Consider the following 18,651-nt stretch of genomic DNA (forward strand, 5'->3'; position numbering starts at 1 on the left):
CGGAAGAACAAATCTCGACGCCGATAGGACGGCGTCTCTCAAGCACTGAAACCGCGCGTTAATTTCGGTTTGCGACGATCGGAAGATGCGCCGTCTTCTTGCCCTTCCTGCCGCTTTCGCGATCGTGTTCGCACCGTCCTTCGCTGCCGAAAAAGCGGGCGATCCGGGGACCAATGTCGAGATGCCGTTCCTCATCGCGCCGATGAGCAAGGATGGGAAGCTGCTGGGCTATTCCTACATATCGTCGAAGCTGGTCGCCTCCTCGCAGGCATCGGCGCTGACGATCCGCGATAAGATCGTCTTCATCCAGGATGCCTTTGTACGGGACGTGAACGCCGCGCCGGTCGCGCCGGCGAGCGATCCGACGGCGGTCGACCGTGTCTTGCTGGCCGGCCGGCTCCTGGCGGATGCGCGGCGCATCGCGGGCGCGGCCGGCGTCAAGCGGATCATCTTCGGGGACGGCGACAAGGATCTGGGGATCCAGTTCTCTCCGCTCCACCCCACGGAGACCCCCATGCGGGCCGACCAGATGGCGGCGGCCGAGGCCCCTGCCGCCGCGGCAAGCCCTGCACCCGGCAAGGCAAAGCCGTAAGTTCGCGGCAGACTCGCCGATTCCGCGCCATTTTGTATCAAAAGTGCCGTTGCGCCGCCGGGCGCCTTTTGGCATATGTTCGCCGCCCTTGAAGCGGTAGGTCCTTCCGCCGGCCATGGGGACGGGCGGTTCACTCGCGCCGTCCGTGAAACCAAAACAATTAGGGATCTACCATGGACCTCAAGCTCCTACTCGTCCTCGTGGCGGGTGTCTTGGCGCTCCTTTATGGCGCCTGGACCATTCGTTCCGTCCTCGCCATGAGCGCCGGCAATGCGCGGATGCAGGAAATCGCGCAAGCCATCCAGGAAGGCGCGGCCGCCTACCTGAACCGCCAATACACCACGATCGCCATCGTCGGCGTCGTCATCTTCCTTCTCGCCACGGTCGTTCTGGGCTGGCAGGTCGGCGTCGGCTACCTGATCGGCGCCGTGCTCTCGGGCACCGCCGGCTATGTCGGCATGAACGTCTCGGTGCGCGCCAACGTACGGACCGCGGAAGCCTCGCGCCATGGCCTGGCGGAAGGCCTCTCGGTCGCGTTCCGTTCGGGCGCGGTCACCGGCATGCTGGTCGTCGGCCTCGGCCTGATCGGCGTCGCCGGCTATTACGCCATCCTGCGCAACGTGCTCGGCCTCGACCTGAACGACGCGGTCCAGAGCCGCACGATCGTCGAGTCGCTGGTCGGCCTCGGCTTCGGCGCCTCGCTGATCTCGATCTTCGCCCGTCTCGGCGGCGGCATCTTCACCAAGGGTGCGGATGTCGGCGGCGACATGGTCGGCAAGGTCGAGGCGGGTATCCCCGAAGACGACCCGCGCAACCCGGCGACGATCGCCGACAATGTGGGCGACAATGTCGGCGACTGCGCCGGCATGGCGGCCGATCTGTTCGAGACCTTCGCGGTGACCACGGTCGCCACGATGGTGCTGGCGTCGATCTACTTCGCGGTCACGCCGAGCACCGCCGACCCGGCCGGCACGGCGGCGACGCGCGATGCGCTGATGCTGCTGCCGCTCGCCATCGCGGGCATGTGCATCGTCACCTCGATCATCGGCACCTTCTTCGTCCGCCTCGGCGCGTCGGGGAACATCATGGGCGCGCTCTACAAGGGCGTGATCGCGACGGGCGTTCTGTCGCTGATCGGGCTCTATCCGCTGATGATGTGGCTGCTCGGCGACATGGACACCGTCATGACCACCTCCAGCGGCGCCAGCTTCACGGGCAACAACCTGTTCGTGTGCGGCATCGTCGGCCTGGCCGTGACCGGCGCGCTGATCGTGATCACCGAGTACTACACCGGAACGAACTACCGCCCGGTGAAGGTGATCGCGGAATCCTCCGTGACCGGCCACGGCACCAACGTGATCCAGGGCCTCGCGATCTCGATGGAGTCCACGGCGCTTCCCGCGATCGCGATCTGCGTCGGCATCATCGCGGCTTACGAGCTGGCGGGCCTGTTCGGCATCGCCATCGCGGTCAGCACGATGCTCTCCCTCGCGGGCATGGTCGTGGCGCTCGATGCCTTCGGCCCGGTCACCGACAATGCCGGCGGCATTGCCGAAATGGCCGGCCTGGAAGGCGACGTCCGCAAGACGACGGACGCGCTGGACGCGGTCGGCAACACGACCAAGGCCGTCACCAAGGGCTATGCCATCGGTTCGGCCGGCCTTGGCGCGCTGGTGCTGTTCGCGGCCTACACCGAGGACCTCAAGCACTTCATCGCCAATGCCTCGGGCGATTCGTTCTTCTCGGGGGTCGCGGTTCCGACCTTCGGGTTGGACGATCCGTGGGTCGTGGTCGGCCTCTTCATCGGCGGCCTGCTGCCCTACCTGTTCGGCGGCATCGCGATGACCGCGGTCGGCCGGGCGGCCAGCGCGGTGGTCGAGGAAGTCCGCCGGCAGTTCCGCGAAATGCCGGGCATCATGGCGGGCACGCAAAAGCCCGACTATGCCCGCGCGGTGGACCTGCTGACCAAGGCAGCGATCCGCGAGATGATCGTACCCTCGATTCTGCCGGTGCTCTCGCCGGTGGTGCTGTTCGCGATCGTCGATCTGATCGCCGACAAGACCGAGGCGTTCGACGCCCTGGGTGCCATGCTGATGGGCGTCATCGTGACCGGCCTGTTCGTCGCCATCTCGATGACCTCGGGCGGCGGCGCCTGGGACAACGCCAAGAAGTACATCGAGGACGGCCATTTCGGCGGCAAGGGCTCCGACGCCCACAAGGCCGCCGTTACGGGCGACACGGTCGGCGATCCTTACAAGGACACGGCGGGGCCGGCGGTCAATCCGATGATCAAGATCACCAACATCGTGGCGCTCCTGCTGCTCGCCGTGCTCGCGCACGGCATCTGATCCGCAGATCGCCCAAAGCAAAACGCGCGGGACGAAAGTCCCGCGCGTTTTTCGTTGTTCGGAATGCTGCCGGCCTACGGGCCGCCGCGGCCTCCGGGCGGGCCGCCATTGCCGCCGCCGGGGTTGGGGTTGTTCTGGCTGCCGCCGAGCGGCACGCCCGGCGTCGCGTTGAAGAGCTGCTGCAGGAAGGTCAGCTCGCGGCCCTTGGCCGGCGTTTCACGGCTTTCGAAGGCGACGATATGGCCGTCGTGGAGCGAGTAGTGCTTCATGTCCGTGACCTTGCCGTCCTTGTCGAAATAGACCGCAAGGATGGAGCGCGAGCGAACGGACGCGTTGAAAAAGGCGACCTGTTTCTCGACCGCGGTGATGTAGTACCAAGCGTCGCCGGCCTGGGAGAACGTGGCATAGGTGGAAGGGAAGCCCAGATCCTGCTGGATCGAGGTCTTGGTGTCCTTGCCGACCGTGACCTTCTTCTCCGCGTCGGGATCGGGCAGATAGCCGCGCTGGTTCACCACCGGCGTGCAACCGCCAAGCACAGCCATGGCGGCCAGGACCAGAAGCGTTTTTCGCATGCACAGCACCCTTAAACCGGATAAATCCGCCCTTACCGGTGTGCTAGCCTCCGGCGGGCGCGCTGGCAAGACCGCCACCCCCAGGAGTTCCCGACATGCTGAACATCCTGCGCCGGACATCGCCGAAAGCCCGGCTGGTTCGGACACTTTATGAAGCGCTGAGCGCCCAGGCGCGGCAGCCGGCCTTCTTCCGCGCCTATGGCGTCGCCGACACGATCGACGGCCGCTTCGACATGGTGGCGCTGCATGCCTGGCTGGTCCTGTCGCGGCTGCGCGCGGCGGGGCAGGGCGATTTGGCGCAGGCCTTGTCCGATGCGATCTTCATCGCCTTCGACGAAGCGCTGCGCGACCTGGGCAATGGCGACATGGGCATGGGCCCGCGCATGAAGAAGCTCGGCAACGCCTTCAACGGCCGGCTCCAGGCTTACGAGACCGCGGCCGAAGACGAAGCGGCCTTGCGTGAGGCGCTTTTGCGGAATGTCTATCGCGGTGAAGCGGGGCATGAGGCGGCGGCCGGCGCGATGGCGCGATATGTCCTCGCGGCAAGTGCCAGGCTCGCGGAAGGCGATCCCTCGCAAGGTGTGCTTGATTTTGGCGCCGTACCCACGACATTCCACGCATGACAACACCCGATATGCCGCCTTTCGAATATCTCTACGAACTCGGCAGCCTGGGCCGCGCCGGCGCCGAATTGCGCATCGAAGCCGATGGCGACCAGCGCGCCCGTATCGCGGCCTGGGCCGATGTCCGGGCCGTCGAGGCCTTCGGCGCGACGGTTTCACTGCGGAAGCACTCGGCGGACCGGTTCTCGGTGCATGCTGCGCTCGTCGCCGACATCGTGCAGGACTGCGTCGTGACGCTGGAGCCCGTCCGCAGCCACCTTGAGATCGACGTGCATCGCGAACTCCACTTGGCGCACCGGATCCGGACCAAGCCGGGCGAGAGCATTCCATTGACCGCGGCCGCGGGTGACGATGATGTGCCGGAGGAGATCGAGGACCTGACCTATGATCTGGCGGCGCCTCTGCTGGAGGAGCTGGTCCTGGCGATAGACCCTTTTCCCCGTGCGCCCGGTGTGGAATTTGCCGCACCGGCCGAGCCGGATGCCAAGCCGGAAAGCCCCTTTGCGGTGCTCAAGGCGCTGAAGGCGCGCAGCTAAGGTTCCGGAATCGGGGGCGAATCCGGCTTGAAACGGGGTGGGGTTCCTGTTACTTCCGGCCCCTTGTTTTGCCCGCCCGTCGACAGGACCGCGCAGACTGTGCGCAAGGCCCGGAGATTCCGTGCGGGGACGTTTGAAGGAGTTATTCCGCCATGGCGGTGCCGAAACGAAAGACCTCGCCCTCGCGGCGCAACATGCGCCGGTCGCATCACGCGCTGGCGACGCCTGCGCACAACGAGTGCCCGAACTGCGGCGAGCAGAAGCGTCCGCATCATGTCTGCGGCGCCTGCGGCCACTATGACGGCCGCGAAGTCGCCAAGACCAAGGCCTGAGCAGGCGCCCGGCAGGCATAGCGAGGCACGCTTGGCCCGCGAACTGACCGTCTCGATCGACGCCATGGGGGGTGATGCCGGCCCCGGCGTCGTCGTGGCCGCTCTGGCGCGTTCGGTGGTGCGGCATCCCGCGGTCCGTTTCATCCTGCACGGCGACGAAGCCGAGCTGAAGCCGCTCTTCGACAAACGCGCCAAGCTGCTGGAGCGCATCACACTGCGGCACGCGCCCGACCGCGTGCGCATGGAGGAGAAGCCAAGCCTGGCGCTCCGCCGCGGCCGCAACAGCTCGATGTGGCGCGCCATCGAATCGGTCAAGGCGAAGGAAGCGGAAGTCGCGGTCTCGGCGGGCAATACCGGCGCCCTGATGGCGATGTCGATGTTCCAGCTCGGCACGCTCGAAGGCATCTCGCGCCCCGCCATCGCGGCGCTGTGGCCGACCAAGCGCGGCCAGAGCGTCGTGCTCGACGTGGGTGCCAATGTCAGCGTCAGCGACGAACAGCTCGTCGACTTCGCGATCATGGGCGAGGCCTTCGCGCGCGCCATCCTCGGGCTCGAGCGGCCGACCGTCGGCATCCTCAATGTCGGATCCGAGGACGTGAAGGGCAATGATGCGGTGAAGGGCGCGGCGCATATCCTGCGCAGCAGCTCCAACCTGCCGATGGAATTCGCCGGCTTCGTCGAGGGCGACGACATCTCCGAGGGCACGGTCGATGTCGTCGTGACCGACGGCTTCACCGGCAACATCGCGCTCAAGACCGCCGAGGGCACGGCCAAGCTCGTCACCCACTATCTGCGCACGGCCCTGCGCCATTCCTTCCTGGGCCGCCTGGGCGCGCTGATCGCCAGCGGCGCCCTCGGGGCGCTGCGCCGCAAGCTCGATCCGCGCGCCTCGAATGGCGGCATCTTCCTGGGACTCGACGGGGTCGTCGTCAAAAGCCATGGAGGGGCCGACGCGCTGGGCTTCGCGTCCGCGCTCGACATGGCGATCGACATGGCGAATGCGGGCGTGATCGCCCGCATCGTCGCCGACCGGGCAGGGGTTCACACGCTCACACCGGAGGCCGCCGCCTCGTGATCCGTTCCCAGATTGCCGGTTGCGGCGCGTTCCTGCCGGCCACCGTCCTCACCAACGCCGAACTCGCAAAGCGCGTGGATACCTCCGACGAGTGGATCCGCGAGCGCACCGGCATCCGCCAGCGCCATGTCGCGGCCGAGGGCGAGAAGACCTCCGACATCGCGCTCCAGGCCTGCCGCAACGCGCTCACCATGGCCGGGATGGACGCCAACGAGCTGGACATGATCATCTGCGCCACGACCACGCCGGATGAGACCTTCCCGGCGACCGCGACGACGCTGCAGGCGCGGCTCAACATGAACCACGGCGCCGCCTTCGACGTGCAGGCCGTATGCTCCGGCTTCGTCTACGGCATGGGCGTCGCCGACAGCCTGATCAAGACCGGAATGGCCAGGACCATCCTGCTGGTCGGGGCCGAGACCATGAGCCGGCTGATGGACTGGACCGACCGCACGACCTGCGTTCTGTTCGGCGACGGCGCCGGCGCCGTGGTGCTGCAGGCCGCCGAAGGCACGGGGGACAATTCGGACCGCGGCGTCCTCAACACAAAACTGTTTTCCGACGGCCGCTTGCACGATCTTCTTTATGTGGACGGCGGACCGTCTTCGACCCAGACGACGGGTCACCTGCGGATGCAGGGCAAGGAAGTCTTCCGCCATGCCGTGACGAACATCTCGGCGGCGATCGTGGCATCGGTCGAGGAGGCGGGCCTCAAACTGTCGGACATCGACTGGTTCATTCCCCACCAGGCCAACCAGCGCATCCTCGACGGCACCGCGCGCAAGCTCGGGATCGATCCGGCCAAGGTGGTCACGACCGTCGCCCAGCACGGCAACACCTCGGCCGCCTCGGTGCCCTTGGCGCTGTGCACCGCGGTGGCGGATGGCCGGATCAAGAAGGGCCAGCTGGTCCTGCTCGAGGCCATGGGCGGCGGCTTCACCTGGGGCGCCAGCCTGTTGCGCTGGTAGGTTCCGCTTCAGCGGAATCGCCTATCCCTTTGACGTTGACGGATAATCCCCCCGCGCCTACCTTCCGTTAGGCATAGGGAGTCGCCGGCATGTCCACCGATACCTTGACCCGCGCCGACCTGACCGAGGCCGTCTTCCAGGCCGTCGGCCTGTCGCGCAACGAATCCGCCCAGATGGTCGAGGACCTTTTGGAGGAAGTGTGTTCGGCGCTAACACGCGGCGAGACCGTCAAGCTTTCTTCATTCGGAACGTTTGCGGTTCGGCAGAAGAGTCAGCGCATGGGGCGCAATCCGAAGACCGGCGACGAAGTGCCGATCGCGCCGCGCCGCGTGCTGGTGTTCCGCCCGAGTCATGTATTGAAGGCGGTGATCAACGGGCAGACTCCCGACCCCGACAAGAAGGACTGACGCGTGCTGGCCTCTGCCGCGCTTCGCACCAAGTCACCGGAAGCGTTCCGCACCATCAGCGAGGTCGCGGCCGATCTCGACGTGCCGCAGCATGTGTTGCGCTTCTGGGAAGGACGCTTCGCACAGATCAAGCCGGTGAAGCGCGCCGGCGGACGGCGCTACTACCGGCCCGAGGACGTCGACCTGCTGCGCGGCATCCGCGCGCTGCTCTATCGCGAAGGTTTCACCATCAAAGGCGCGCAGAAAATCCTGAAGGACAAGGGACAGCGTTACGTCTGCGCGCTTGGCCGCGGCGACGCGGCGGCGGCCCCGCCGATCCGCGCGGTCGAGGCCGCACCGGCTCCGCATTCGAATGTGATCGCCTGGGAGCGGTTGCCCGAGCCGGAGCTTGCGTCCGCAACAGAATTGTCCGACGTCACCGCGGTGCAGCTTGCCGAGGAAGAGCGCGTTCGGCTGGAGATCCTGCTGGCCGAGCTACAGCAGATGAAGGCGCGCCTGCGCGCCGCGTTCTCCGGGCGCTGAGCGAGGCAAGCCGACCATGAAGGCGCTCCTGTATCAGGGTCCGCGCGACATCCGTTATGGCAGCCTCGACGATCCCCGGATCGAAGAGGAACGGGACGCCATCGTGAAGATGGAGCGCTGCGGCATCTGCGGCAGCGACCTGCATATCTATCACGGCCAGGGCTTCAGCCCCGATCTCGGTTTCTGTGTCGGGCACGAGGCGGTGGGCGAGGTCGTCGAGGTCGGGCGCGGCGTCAAGCGGCTGAAGCCCGGCGACAAGGTCATGATCTCGGCGGCCGTCGGCTGCGGCGCCTGCGTCCATTGCCTCGCCGGCGACCTCAACCGCTGTCTCAACAATGCGCTGCAATGCTATGGTCTGAGCGCCCGATTGCAGGGTTGCCAGGCCGAGGCGATCCGCGTTCCGGCGGCCGACTTCAATGCCTGGACGATTCCCGAAGGGCTCACTGCCGACCAGGCCCTGATGCTCACCGACAACCTGCCCACCGCGTGGTTCGGCTGTCGCAACGCCGAGATCGCGCCGGGCAAGACGGTCGTGGTGGTGGGCCTCGGCCCCATCGGCCTGATGGCGGTCGAGAGCGCCTTCGTGATGGGCGCCTCGCAGGTCTTCGCCGTCGACCTCGTTGCCGAGCGGCGGGAGCGCGCGGCTGCGCTGGGCGCCACGGCGCTTCATCCCGATACCGCGCCCGCGGCGATCCTGGAGGCCACGAAGGGCCGCATGGCCGATTGTGCCGTCGAGTGCGTCGGTGCCGATGCGACGATCAACATCGCGATGAACCTGGTCGGCCGCTCCGGCACCGTGTCGGTGATCGGCGTGAACCAGACGCGCAAGTTCGATTTCCCGATGGCGCTCGCGTTTTTCAAGGGCCTGACCTTCCGGATCGGGACCTGCTCGGTTCCCGAGCACTGGCCGGCGCTGATCCCATTGATCCGCCAGGGCCGGCTGCACCCGGAGAAATTCATCAGCCATACGATGCCGCTGGCCGAAGGCGCGGAAGCCTATCGCCTGTTCGATGCGCGCCTCGCGGGCGCCTTGAAAATGGTGATGACCGGATAGTGCGGGCCAATTTGCGTTTGGCGTCCGGCTGACTATAGTCCGCGCCCTTCGCCGACCCGGCCCCGCGCCGGCCCCCAAAATGGCGAACTTTTTGGATACGGAGCGTGGCGCAGCCTGGTTAGCGCACTTGTCTGGGGGACAAGGGGTCGTGGGTTCAAATCCCGCCGCTCCGACCATCCTACGCTGCTTGGCAGCGGAGGATGGTCGCTCGCCGAAGCTTTCGCGAAGGCGGGCTGTCGGCGGCTGCATCCGCGCCCGGCGCGGCCGCCTGACGCCGGAGTGCGTCGGCCTTCCGCGCCGCCGGCATCGGCGCACGCCAGGTCTGCGCCGCGAGGAGGTGGCCGAGCTCGCCGGCATCGGCGTCGACTGGTACATCCGTCTCGAACAGGGCCGGAAGGTGACGCCGTCGGCCGGCACCGTCGATGCGCTGGCCCGCGCGCTGCGACTCACGGAGCTGGAGCATCTGCATCTGCGCGCGCTGGCAGGCGGCGGTGGCCACAGGCCGTTCGAACCCGAAGTTGCGCCGCCCGGCCTGCTTCACCTGCTGGAGAGCCTGACCCTGCCGGCCTACGTCACCGGCCGGCGCCGGGACCTCGTAGCTTGGAATGCAGCGGCCAACGACATCTTCGGCTTCGACCAGCTTGTGCCGGACGACCGCAACATCCTCGTCGCAGTGCTGACCAATCCGCGCAGCCGCGCGCTGTTCGGCTTGGGCTGGGCCGACGAGGGACAGCGGATGGTCGCCCAATTTCGCGCCACTCACGATCTCTGGGCCGACGACCCGGCATTCGTAACGCTGCTGCGGCGCTTGCGCGACGGCTGTCCTGAGTTCGAAGCCTGGTGGGAGCGTCACGACGTCCGACGCCCTGTCTCCGGCCGCAAGACGTTGCACCACCCGGCAAAGGGGGTGATCGCCTTCGATCACGCGAGCTTCCAGGCCAACGACGATCCGGGCCTGAAGCTTGTGATCTACACGCCGGTACCGGCGGACGGAGCCCGTTGAGATCTGTCGAGAAGCGAACGGGCGCCGGCCCGTCCGTCGGCGCAATCCGGGCCGCCGATGCATCCCTCCGTCCGGACCTCGAGTCGGTTGTTTTCGAGTTCACGCACCAATTCGGTTGTCAGGCCCGCGAAGGCGGGCATCCAGCCAGCGTGGAGACTCTGGATTCCCGCTTTGGCGGGAATGACAGCGTAGAAAGATGCGATTCAACTCGAACGCGCTTTGCTCTAATGCATCATCAGCAGCGGGAGTGAACTCTCCTCCAGCAAGTCGCGCGTTGCACCGCCGAGGATGAATTCGCGCGCCCGGCTGTGGCCGTAACCGCCCAGGACAAGCAGATCCGCGCCGGCCGCTCCGGCGCCGTCCACGAGGGCTTCGCCGACCTTCCCGGGGCGAGGGTTCACGCAGCGCACACTCACCTCGGCCGGAAGCCGGCGCAACTGTTCCGCCAGCAGGGCGGCTTCCGCCTCGGCGTCCTCCAATCCGGCTTCGATGGCGGCCAGCACGACGATCCGCTCGGCGCGCGCGATCAGCGGCATCGCGGCGGTGACGGCGCGTGCCGCTTCCGCGGTGCTCTTCCAGGCGATCGCGATCGTGCGGCCGGTGGCCGGCGGCAGCTTCCCCGGCGCGAGCAGCACGGGACGTCCGCAACCGACGATGATCCCAGCCAGATCGGCCGTCGAAATGCCGAAAGGCTCGGCGTCCCGTCCAACGACAATCAGGTCGTGACGCCGTCCGGCGATGATGATTTCGTCCTTGTTGCGGCCGATCCGGTCGACCCAACTGGCACCCACGCCCGGGGAGGAGCCCGAAGGCGCCTTAGCGGAAATCCCGTTCTCGCTGCAGAGTGCGTCCAGCGCGGTCTTCGCGGCGGCGGCGCGACCGCGAATTTCGCCCTCTAGCGTATCGCATACCGGCTGGGTGAGGACGCCTTCGCCCATCGTGAGTTCGGCGATCTCTTCGGTCAGGTTGCGGCGGACATGAAGGCCATCGATATGGCCGCCGAAAACGGCGGCAATGCGATGTGCGAGATCGAGGGGCAGGCGGTCTCCGCCCAAGCCGAGCAGCGGCACGAGGATGTTCTTCATCGCATTCTTCCTTTGACGATCACACGACCCGACAATCGCAGACGCAGGACGCCACGCCTTGATCTGGGTCAGCCACCGCAAGCCGGTTGCGGATTGATCCAGCGCAAGGATAGCCCGCCGCGCGGCGTGCAGGGTCCTGTGTGTAAACATGGGGTTCACGCATGACGAGCGCGGCAGCGATAGCGAAACGGCATTTCGAAGAGGCTCTGAAAGAGGCACAGGCCGCCGGTTACGATGCCGACAGCACGGCGCGATACATGCTGGATTGCGTTGTCGCGGACTATCTGGCGCGCCGGCCGGCGGCGGACGTCCGCGCCGAGCTCCTGTTCGTCGCGGAGAATTGCGATCCTTCCGCCGATTTCATGTTCATGCGCCCCTAGAAGGCAGCCGGCGTCAGCGCTGCGTCCGCAGCGCTGACCGCCTTCGTTGCTGCGCTATTTCGAGTCGCTGCCGGCGACGGCCGATGCATAGGCGATCGCCGCCGCGAGAATCCCGAACGCACTCACGACAAGTCCGAGGAAAAGCTGGTCGGCCAGTGGCATGCTCCGCTCCTTTCAAAGATGGGCAAGTCTGGGGCCGGGCCGGCGGGACGTATTGATCCGGATCAATCGGCGTCGATCAGAGCCCGGCCGCGGCCAGCCGCCGGACTTTGGAAACAGATCGTTCGCGATGCCGTTCGGACAGCTCGACGCCGCCAATATAGGTTTTGCGCACCGGTTTCACGCCGGCCAGGCGCAGGATGCCGCGTTCGAAGCTGCGCACGCCGAACCCGCCAAAGAGGAGGCGGAAGGCGAGGGCCGGCATCCCCATGGTAACGATCAGCCGGGCCGATTTGCCCTTCAGGCCGCGCTTCGGATCGCCTGCCGTGCCGCTGTCGAAGCCGAAGCCCCCGCAGGCGACGCGCTCGAGGAAGCCTTTCAGCATGGCCGGCATGGTGCCGAGCCACAGCGGGTGAACGAAGACGAGATGTTCGGCCCAGGCGATTTGGCGTTGCGCGTCGCGAATGCCGGCGTCGTCCGGTTGCGCCCGGAAATCCTCGAAACGGCTCAGCCACCGGAACGACAGGTTGCCAACGGCGATCCGCCGGATCTCATGTCCGGCGCCGGCCGCAGCTTCGGCATAGGCATCCGAGAGCGCCGCACAAAACCGTTCCGGGCGAATGTCCGGATGCCCGTTGATGACCAGAATGCGTTTGACCATCTCGCTCTTTCCCTTTTCTGTTATAGGCCATGGCGAGGTCGCCGCTGGTTTGATCGATGTCAGGCCGGCGGCGCAGGACGAGCGGATCGGGTTCGCGATCCGGCTAATCGGGAGACACGGCGATGGCGGTCGAACGCCGCGGACAAGGCGAGCGACCCGACGATTCCCTGTTCGACGCGCTGATCGCGACCGCGGTCGACGGGATCATGGTAATCGACGAGAAAGGCATTGTCCGCATCTACAACAAGGCCTGCGAGCGGCTTTTCGGCTATGAGGCCGCCGAGGTGATCGGGCGCAACGTCAAGATGCTCATGCCGTCTCCTTATCACGACGAGCATGACGGCTATCTGTCGCACTATGTCGGGACGGGAGAAAAGCACATCATCGGTATCGGCCGCGAGGTCTCGGGTCGCCGCAAGGACGGCTCGACCTTTCCGATGAACCTCTCGGTCGGCGAAGGCATCGTGCGTGGCGAACGGATCTTCCTGGGCATCATCGCCGACATATCGGAGCGTCAGGCACGCGAGCGGCAGATACTGCAATTGCAGATGGAGATGCAGCATGTCGGCCGCCTGATCGACATGGGGCAGGTCGCTGCCGGCCTGGCGCATGAACTCAACCAGCCCCTGACGGCGATCCTGAACTATACCAATGCCTGCATCGACATGGCCGCCGAAGCGGGCGACGCGGACCTGGCTTCGGTGCTGGGAAAAGTGGCGGAGCAGGCGTCGCGCGCCGGCAACATCATTCGCCGGCTGCGTGCCTTCACGGAAAAGCGCGGCCCGAACCGGGCGCCGGAAGACATCGCCAGGACGGTCGACGAGGCGATCCGGCTTGGTCAGATCCATCCCGCCGAGCGCGGGATAACCCTGCGCGTTCGGCTCGAGAACGACCTGCCGCCGGTCCTGATCGATCGCGTGCAAATCCAGCAAGTCCTGATCAACCTCATAAAGAACGCCGCGGAAGCGATGGACCTGGCGCCGCGCCGCGAATTGACCGTCACGATCGGACATCCGATGCCGGATCGCGTCGAGGTCGCGGTGGCCGATAGCGGGCCGGGGATTTCCGGCGAACTGGCGGCAAAACTCTTCCACCCCTTCGTGACCACCAAGGACAACGGCATGGGCATGGGCCTCAGCATCTGCCGGGGAATTGTCGAATCGCATGGCGGACGGCTATGGCTGGAAGACAATCCGGACGGCGGCGCGGTTTTCCGCTTCACGCTTCCGGTGGCGGCGGATGACGATCATGGCGCGTGAAAAGACGGTCTGTATCGTCGACGACGATGCCGATGTGCGCGACTCGCTGGAAATCCTCCTGCGTCGTTCGGGATATCGCATCCTGTCTTTCGGCTCCGCCCGGGCGTTTCTCGAGACCGGTCTCAAGGCCGGCAATCTCTGCGTGCTGGCAGACATAAGGATGCCAGAGATGGACGGGCTGGCCCTGCAGCGCGAGATAAACCGGACCATGCCGGGCCTGCCGGTGATCATCATGACAGGCCATGGCGACGTCCCCATGGCGGTGCAGGCGATGAAGGAGGGCGCGGTCGATTTCCTTGAAAAGCCCTTTGAAAAAGCGATCCTTACCGGTGCGATCGAAAGCGCCTTGTCACGCAACGCGGCGCCGCAGCCAGATCCGCCGGCGCCGCCGCGCAAAGCGCTGACCGACCGCGAAAAGGACGTCTTCGACCTGCTGGTCGAGGGACACCAGAACAAGGTCATCGCCTACAAGCTCGGCATTTCGACGCGCACGGTGGAAGTGCATCGCGGCCGCGTGATGGACAAGCTCGGGGCGAGAAACCTGGCCGATCTCATCAAATACGGGCTGCGGCAGAAGCCCGGCTAGCGCGCGAACTACGTACGTAGTCCGTCCGTAGGGAGCAGGCGAAACCGCCGCTCGCGCGTACGAGAAGCACCCAATATGTCGTGCCGCCGCCTTTTGTCAGTGTCGCTCCATCGAACACCGAGGACATAGCGATGACGGCCCTGCAGACCCAGCAAGTATCCGGATACAATCCGATCGTCGTGGGCCGCCTGGAGCCGCGCTCTTCGCTCGCCTCCATGGGCACCGTCGCCCATTTCGCCCGCAACACGACGATCTTCAACGAGGGCGACGACGCCGATTATTCCTACAAGGTCGCGAGCGGCGCGGTCCGGCTTTCGAAGATGATGTCCGACGGTCGCCGCCAGGTCGCCGAATTCGCGCTGCCGGGGGACTTCATCGGCCTCAACTGGCTCGACGAGCACGCCATGACCGCCGAAGCGATCAACGACGTCAGCTTGATCTGCTACGCACGCGGGCGGCTGGAGCGCCTCGGCGACGAGAACCGCGAAGTGCGCGCGGAGCTCTTTTCGACGCTTCGCCACGATCTATGGGCGGCGCAAAACCATCTCGTCATCCTTGGACGGCAGAGCGCGCAGGAGCGGGTCGCCTCCTTTCTGGTGCAGATGCTCGCGCGCGGCAAGCGGTCGGACCATGCCGCCCTCGACATTCCGATGTCCCGCCGCGATATCGCCGACTATCTCGGACTCACGATCGAGACGGTTTGCCGGATGCTCACCCGGCTGAAGCTGGCCGGGATCATCGGCATTCCCAATCGTCACACGATCACCATCCGCAATGCCGCGGCACTCAAGAGAGCGGCGCAACCGGGCGAATAGCGGTTCACGGGTCGAGGAGGACGCCATGCCGTATACCGTTCAAGGCTACGAAACGCGTGCGCAGGAATGCGTCGAACTCGCCTCGCAGGCGAAGGACGCCCTGGTGCGGATGGAGTTGCTCAAGATCCGCCAGACCTACCTCAACATCGCCGAACGCCTGCGACGGCAGGGATTTGAGGTGATCGCCCCGGACTATCGCAGTCCGAGAGGCTTGCAGGAAATGGATCGCAAGTGACGGCCGCAGCGGGTCGCATCGGCCCGTCCGGCACATAGCGAGGGCCTATGAAGCATGCCATCATCGTCGCGCATCCGAAGGGCGCGAGCTTCACCGGCACCCTTGCTTCGGCCTATAGCGAAGCCGTCCAGGGACAAGGACATGGGGCCGTCATCCGCGATCTGTACCGCATGCGGTTCGATCCCTGCCTCGCCGAAAGCGAATGGCCGTGGTCGGAAGATGCCGCGCCCCGCCAAGACGTCGTCGCCGAGCGGGAGATGCTTCGCGACGTCGACGTGTTCGCGCTGTTTTATCCCATATGGCTGAACGCCCCGCCGGCGATCCTCAAAGGCTATCTCGAACGCGTTTTCGGTCTCGGCTTCGCCTACCGCCGCGAAGGGGCAGGCAATGCACCCTTGCTGAAGGGCCGCAAGCTCGTGAGCTTCACCGCGTCGGGGGCGCCGACGGAGTGGGTGATCCAGAGCGGCGCCTGGCAGGCGATGCGATTGCTGTTCGACAGTCATTTCGCCGCGGTCTGCGGGCTTGAGGTCGTGGATCATATACATTTCGGCGGTATCGTACCGGGTATTCGCGCCGACTCGGTGGAGACCGACGCCGAGACGGTGCGCGAAAACGTCAAAAAACATTTCGGCCGCGCCAAGAGCTGAGCATCCGCCATGAGCGTCCGCAATCTCGGTTCGATTTTTCGGCCGGCGAGCATCGCGTTGATCGGTGCCAGCACGCGGCCGCATTCCGTCGGTGCCGTCATCGCGGACAATTTGCGGGCGGCGGGTTTCGACGGACCGGTCCTGCCGGTCAATCCCAAGCACCGGGCGGTGGCCGGGGCATTGGCCTATCCGGATGTGGCCGCCCTGCCGCTGGCGCCCGAACTCGCGATCATCTGCACGCCGGCTGAAACGGTACCCGGCCTGATCGCCGAATTGGGTGCGCGCGGGACCAAGGCCGCCATCGTGATCTCCGCCGGTTTCGGCGAGGCCGCCGAAGCGCACGGACATGCCCTGCAGCAGGCAATGCTCGATGCGGCCAAGCCCTATCTCATGCGCATCGTCGGACCCAATTGCCTCGGCGTCCTGTCGACGCCGAGGCGACTCAACGCCTCTTTCGCGCAGGCCGCGCCGCTGCCTGGCCAAGTTGCGTTCGTGGCGCAATCGGGCGCGATGGTGACGACCGTGCTCGACTGGGCCAACGGCCGCGGTATCGGCTTCTCGCATCTCGTTTCTCTGGGCGACATGAGCGATGTCGATTTCGGGGATATGCTGGATTATCTGGCGACCGACGATTCGACCTCTGCGATCCTGCTCTATGTCGAAGCGGTGACGCAGGCGCGCAAGTTCATGTCGGCGGCGCGCGCCGCCGCGCGCCTGAAGCCGGTGATTGCGATCAAGGCGGGGCGTCAGCCGGCGGCAGCGAAGGCGGCGTCCTCGCACACCGGCGCACTGGCCGGGATCGATGCGGTCTACGATGCCGCGTTCGCGCGCGCCGGCATCGTCCGCGCCTATGATCTCGATGAGGTATTCGATGCGGTGGAGACGCTGGCGATCCGGCCGCGCGTGGACGGCGGTCGCCTGACCATCTTGACCAATGGCGGCGGGGTCGGCGTGCTCGCGACGGACGCATTGATCGGGCAGGGCGGCACGCTGGCAACGCTATCGGCCGCCACCATCGCCGAACTCGACAAGGTGCTCCCGGCGTCCTGGTCGCACGGCAATCCCGTGGACATCATCGGCGATGCCAGCGCGAAGCGCTATGCCGACGCGCTGGCGGTTCTGGCCGGGACGGCCGAGCAGGACGCCATATTGGTCCTGAACTGCCCGACCGCCGTCGGCGCCGGTGTGGAAGCGGCGGATGCGGTCGTCGCGGCGGCTGCCGCCACAAAGACGCCCATCCTGACCAATTGGCTGGGCGCACGCTCGGCGGAAGCGGCGCGTGCAAAATTCGCCGCGGCAAAACTGCCGAGCTACGATACGCCGGAGAAGGCGACGCGCGGCTTCATGCATCTCGTCCGCTATCGCCAGGGCCAGAACATGCTGATGGAGGTACCGCCGTCGATCCCGGACGGCGAAGCGCCGGACCGGATCGCGGCGCGGCAGATCGTTGCGCAAGCGCAACCGGGTTGGCTGGACAGTCTGGCGGCGCAGCGCCTTCTCGAGTGCTATCGGGTGCCGTTCGTCCGCACCTTCCGGACCGCGACCGCGGAAGAAGCCGGCGCGGCGGCGGGCGGGATCGGGGCGCCGGTCGCGCTGAAAATCCTGTCGCCCGACATCACGCACAAGTCCGATGTCGGCGGCGTCGTCCTGAACCTGACCGGCGCCGATGCCGTACGCGCCGCGGCGGCGGGCATGCAGGCCCGTATCGCCAAGCTCCTGCCGGCGGCCCGCCTCGACGGATTCCTCGTGCAGGAGATGATCCACAGGCCGCTGGCGCACGAGCTCATCGCCGGCATGGCCGTCGATCGCACCTTCGGACCGTTCCTCCTCTTCGGTCAGGGCGGCACCGCCGTCGAGGTGATCGACGACAAAGCGCTGGGTTTGCCGCCGCTCAACATGAAACTCGCACACGACATGATCGCGCGCACGAGGGTCTATAAGTTGCTGCGCGGCTATCGCGACCGGCCCGCCGCACAGCTTGATGCCATTGCCCTGACGCTTGTGCGTCTTTCGCAGCTCGCAAGCGACTTCCCCGAGATCGCGGAGCTCGACATCAATCCGCTTCTCGCCGACGAGCAGGGCGTGATCGCGCTCGATGCGCGGGTGAAGATCCAGCCTATCGAGGGTGCGGCGCGCGACCGGCTGGCGATCCGGCCCTATCCGGAGGACCTGGTCCGGCGCGAGAGCGTCGCCGGCATGGGGGAGTACCTGCTGCGTCCGGTGCGGCCGGAAGATGCGCCGGCCTTCGAGCGGCTGTTCAGCCGGCTGACGCCGGAGGATGTCCATATGCGGTTCTTCACCCCGATGCACACGCTCTCCGGCCCGCTGCTCGCGCGCCTGACGCAGATCGACTACGATCGCGAGATGGCCTTCGTCCTGGCCGATGGCGACGGGGAGATCGCCGGCGTCGGGCGTCTTGCCGCCGATCCCGACAACCGGAGCGCGGAGTTCGCGGTTCTGGTTCGCAGCGACCTGAAGAACCACCGTCTGGGGACGCTGCTGATGCAGAGCATCGTCGCCTATGCCGATGCGCGCGGGATCGCCGAGCTTTGGGGCGATATGCTGGTCGAGAACACGCCCATGCTTGCCCTTTGCCGGGACCTGGGCTGTACGATCGGTGCCTCGCCGCACGACGCCGCGATGGCGCGTGCCATCCTGCGGCGCAAGGCGCCAGCGGTGGCCGGCTGAAGAATTTGCGCCATCGGGTAGAAATACAACCCAAGTATATGTAGTATAGAGAAAGTATTGTTTGGGCTGCCGGCTTAATTCTTTTTGCGTAGTCATTCTTGCGC

Annotated in this window: 21 protein-coding genes and 1 tRNA gene; 19 read left to right on the plus strand and 3 right to left on the minus strand. The window is 66.2% G+C overall.

Going from position 1 to position 18,651, the window contains the following annotated elements; translation table 11 throughout:
* Positions 1–85 precede the first annotated feature (85 nt).
* Entirely contained in the window at positions 86–592 is a 507-nt protein-coding gene (locus WDM91_02710) for a hypothetical protein (GenBank protein MEI9993481.1), read from the plus strand.
* Positions 593–765: 173 nt separating this feature from the next.
* Positions 766–2,940, plus strand: a complete 2,175-nt coding sequence (locus tag WDM91_02715; protein ID MEI9993482.1) for a sodium-translocating pyrophosphatase — start codon at positions 766–768, stop codon at positions 2,938–2,940.
* Positions 2,941–3,014: 74 nt separating this feature from the next.
* On the opposite strand, the gene bamE is transcribed toward WDM91_02715, so the two are convergent.
* Positions 3,015–3,512: an outer membrane protein assembly factor BamE gene (gene bamE, locus WDM91_02720; GenBank protein ID MEI9993483.1), complete on the minus strand. Its 498-nt coding sequence runs from the start codon at positions 3,510–3,512 to the stop codon at positions 3,015–3,017.
* 95 nt (positions 3,513–3,607) lie between these two features.
* Here bamE and WDM91_02725 point away from each other — a divergent pair, with 95 nt between their 5' ends.
* From WDM91_02725 to WDM91_02770, 10 genes are all read left to right on the plus strand, one after another.
* Positions 3,608–4,135: a ubiquinol-cytochrome C chaperone family protein gene (locus tag WDM91_02725; protein ID MEI9993484.1), complete on the plus strand. Its 528-nt coding sequence runs from the start codon at positions 3,608–3,610 to the stop codon at positions 4,133–4,135.
* The gene (locus WDM91_02730; GenBank protein MEI9993485.1) at positions 4,132–4,671 is read left to right on the plus strand and encodes a DUF177 domain-containing protein; all 540 of its coding nucleotides are present in this window, start codon (positions 4,132–4,134) and stop codon (positions 4,669–4,671) included. The genes WDM91_02725 and WDM91_02730 overlap by 4 nt, the downstream gene beginning before the upstream one ends.
* A 152-nt stretch (positions 4,672–4,823) precedes the next feature.
* Positions 4,824–5,003 carry a 50S ribosomal protein L32 gene (gene rpmF / locus WDM91_02735; GenBank protein ID MEI9993486.1) on the plus strand — a complete coding sequence of 60 codons (180 nt, stop codon included), beginning with the start codon at positions 4,824–4,826 and terminating at the stop codon, positions 5,001–5,003.
* 31 nt (positions 5,004–5,034) lie between these two features.
* A complete protein-coding gene (gene plsX / locus WDM91_02740; GenBank protein ID MEI9993487.1) occupies positions 5,035–6,078 on the plus strand; it encodes a phosphate acyltransferase PlsX in 1,044 nt (347 codons plus the stop codon).
* The gene (locus tag WDM91_02745; protein ID MEI9993488.1) at positions 6,075–7,046 is read left to right on the plus strand and encodes a beta-ketoacyl-ACP synthase III; all 972 of its coding nucleotides are present in this window, start codon (positions 6,075–6,077) and stop codon (positions 7,044–7,046) included. Before plsX ends, WDM91_02745 begins: the two co-directional genes overlap by 4 nt.
* An 89-nt stretch (positions 7,047–7,135) precedes the next feature.
* Positions 7,136–7,453 carry an integration host factor subunit alpha gene (locus tag WDM91_02750; protein MEI9993489.1) on the plus strand — a complete coding sequence of 106 codons (318 nt, stop codon included), beginning with the start codon at positions 7,136–7,138 and terminating at the stop codon, positions 7,451–7,453.
* Positions 7,454–7,456: 3 nt separating this feature from the next.
* Complete coding sequence (locus WDM91_02755) at positions 7,457–7,975, plus strand: MerR family transcriptional regulator (protein ID MEI9993490.1); 519 nt, start codon at positions 7,457–7,459, stop codon at positions 7,973–7,975.
* Between the two features lie 16 nt (positions 7,976–7,991).
* Positions 7,992–9,029 (plus strand): alcohol dehydrogenase family protein, encoded by a 1,038-nt coding sequence (locus WDM91_02760; GenBank protein ID MEI9993491.1) that lies wholly within the window; start codon positions 7,992–7,994, stop codon positions 9,027–9,029.
* A gap of 98 nt (positions 9,030–9,127) precedes the next feature.
* Positions 9,128–9,205: transfer RNA gene (locus WDM91_02765), tRNA-Pro, on the plus strand.
* On the plus strand, positions 9,178–10,032 hold the full coding sequence (locus WDM91_02770) for a helix-turn-helix transcriptional regulator (protein MEI9993492.1): 855 nt from the start codon (positions 9,178–9,180) through the stop codon (positions 10,030–10,032). The genes WDM91_02765 and WDM91_02770 overlap by 28 nt, the downstream gene beginning before the upstream one ends.
* A 224-nt stretch (positions 10,033–10,256) precedes the next feature.
* Here WDM91_02770 and WDM91_02775 read toward each other — a convergent pair whose 3' ends face one another.
* Entirely contained in the window at positions 10,257–11,117 is an 861-nt protein-coding gene (locus tag WDM91_02775) for a universal stress protein (GenBank protein ID MEI9993493.1), read from the minus strand.
* 161 nt (positions 11,118–11,278) lie between these two features.
* Between WDM91_02775 and WDM91_02780 the strand changes: the two genes are divergently transcribed.
* Positions 11,279–11,497, plus strand: a complete 219-nt coding sequence (locus tag WDM91_02780; GenBank protein MEI9993494.1) for a hypothetical protein — start codon at positions 11,279–11,281, stop codon at positions 11,495–11,497.
* A 238-nt stretch (positions 11,498–11,735) separates the two neighbouring features.
* Here WDM91_02780 and WDM91_02785 read toward each other — a convergent pair whose 3' ends face one another.
* Positions 11,736–12,317, minus strand: a complete 582-nt coding sequence (locus WDM91_02785; protein ID MEI9993495.1) for an NAD(P)H-dependent oxidoreductase — start codon at positions 12,315–12,317, stop codon at positions 11,736–11,738.
* A 122-nt stretch (positions 12,318–12,439) separates the two neighbouring features.
* On the opposite strand from WDM91_02785, the gene WDM91_02790 reads away from it, so the two are divergent.
* From WDM91_02790 to WDM91_02815, 6 genes are all read left to right on the plus strand, one after another.
* Positions 12,440–13,576, plus strand: a complete 1,137-nt coding sequence (locus WDM91_02790) for a PAS domain S-box protein (GenBank protein MEI9993496.1) — start codon at positions 12,440–12,442, stop codon at positions 13,574–13,576.
* A complete protein-coding gene (locus WDM91_02795; protein MEI9993497.1) occupies positions 13,557–14,162 on the plus strand; it encodes a response regulator in 606 nt (201 codons plus the stop codon). Before WDM91_02790 ends, WDM91_02795 begins: the two co-directional genes overlap by 20 nt.
* A 131-nt stretch (positions 14,163–14,293) precedes the next feature.
* Positions 14,294–14,977: a helix-turn-helix domain-containing protein gene (locus WDM91_02800; protein MEI9993498.1), complete on the plus strand. Its 684-nt coding sequence runs from the start codon at positions 14,294–14,296 to the stop codon at positions 14,975–14,977.
* Positions 14,978–15,002: 25 nt separating this feature from the next.
* A complete protein-coding gene (locus WDM91_02805; protein ID MEI9993499.1) occupies positions 15,003–15,212 on the plus strand; it encodes a hypothetical protein in 210 nt (69 codons plus the stop codon).
* Between the two features lie 47 nt (positions 15,213–15,259).
* Positions 15,260–15,859 carry an NAD(P)H-dependent oxidoreductase gene (locus WDM91_02810; protein MEI9993500.1) on the plus strand — a complete coding sequence of 200 codons (600 nt, stop codon included), beginning with the start codon at positions 15,260–15,262 and terminating at the stop codon, positions 15,857–15,859.
* Between the two features lie 9 nt (positions 15,860–15,868).
* Positions 15,869–18,547 (plus strand): bifunctional acetate--CoA ligase family protein/GNAT family N-acetyltransferase, encoded by a 2,679-nt coding sequence (locus tag WDM91_02815; protein MEI9993501.1) that lies wholly within the window; start codon positions 15,869–15,871, stop codon positions 18,545–18,547.
* Positions 18,548–18,651: the final 104 nt, after the last annotated feature.

This window comes from Rhizomicrobium sp. (genome assembly GCA_037200385.1).
GTDB lineage: Bacteria > Pseudomonadota > Alphaproteobacteria > Micropepsales > Micropepsaceae > Rhizomicrobium.

Coding starts and splice junctions, on each gene's coding strand:
- WDM91_02710 (MEI9993481.1), top strand. CDS start 86: ATGCGCCGTCTTCTTGCCCTTCCTGCCGCTTTCGCGATCGTGTTCGCA.
- WDM91_02715 (MEI9993482.1), top strand. CDS start 766: ATGGACCTCAAGCTCCTACTCGTCCTCGTGGCGGGTGTCTTGGCGCTC.
- bamE (MEI9993483.1), bottom strand. CDS start 3,512: ATGCGAAAAACGCTTCTGGTCCTGGCCGCCATGGCTGTGCTTGGCGGT.
- WDM91_02725 (MEI9993484.1), top strand. CDS start 3,608: ATGCTGAACATCCTGCGCCGGACATCGCCGAAAGCCCGGCTGGTTCGG.
- WDM91_02730 (MEI9993485.1), top strand. CDS start 4,132: ATGACAACACCCGATATGCCGCCTTTCGAATATCTCTACGAACTCGGC.
- rpmF (MEI9993486.1), top strand. CDS start 4,824: ATGGCGGTGCCGAAACGAAAGACCTCGCCCTCGCGGCGCAACATGCGC.
- WDM91_02750 (MEI9993489.1), top strand. CDS start 7,136: ATGTCCACCGATACCTTGACCCGCGCCGACCTGACCGAGGCCGTCTTC.
- WDM91_02760 (MEI9993491.1), top strand. CDS start 7,992: ATGAAGGCGCTCCTGTATCAGGGTCCGCGCGACATCCGTTATGGCAGC.
- WDM91_02775 (MEI9993493.1), bottom strand. CDS start 11,117: ATGAAGAACATCCTCGTGCCGCTGCTCGGCTTGGGCGGAGACCGCCTG.
- WDM91_02780 (MEI9993494.1), top strand. CDS start 11,279: ATGACGAGCGCGGCAGCGATAGCGAAACGGCATTTCGAAGAGGCTCTG.
- WDM91_02785 (MEI9993495.1), bottom strand. CDS start 12,317: ATGGTCAAACGCATTCTGGTCATCAACGGGCATCCGGACATTCGCCCG.
- WDM91_02790 (MEI9993496.1), top strand. CDS start 12,440: ATGGCGGTCGAACGCCGCGGACAAGGCGAGCGACCCGACGATTCCCTG.
- WDM91_02795 (MEI9993497.1), top strand. CDS start 13,557: ATGACGATCATGGCGCGTGAAAAGACGGTCTGTATCGTCGACGACGAT.
- WDM91_02800 (MEI9993498.1), top strand. CDS start 14,294: ATGACGGCCCTGCAGACCCAGCAAGTATCCGGATACAATCCGATCGTC.
- WDM91_02805 (MEI9993499.1), top strand. CDS start 15,003: ATGCCGTATACCGTTCAAGGCTACGAAACGCGTGCGCAGGAATGCGTC.
- WDM91_02810 (MEI9993500.1), top strand. CDS start 15,260: ATGAAGCATGCCATCATCGTCGCGCATCCGAAGGGCGCGAGCTTCACC.
- WDM91_02815 (MEI9993501.1), top strand. CDS start 15,869: ATGAGCGTCCGCAATCTCGGTTCGATTTTTCGGCCGGCGAGCATCGCG.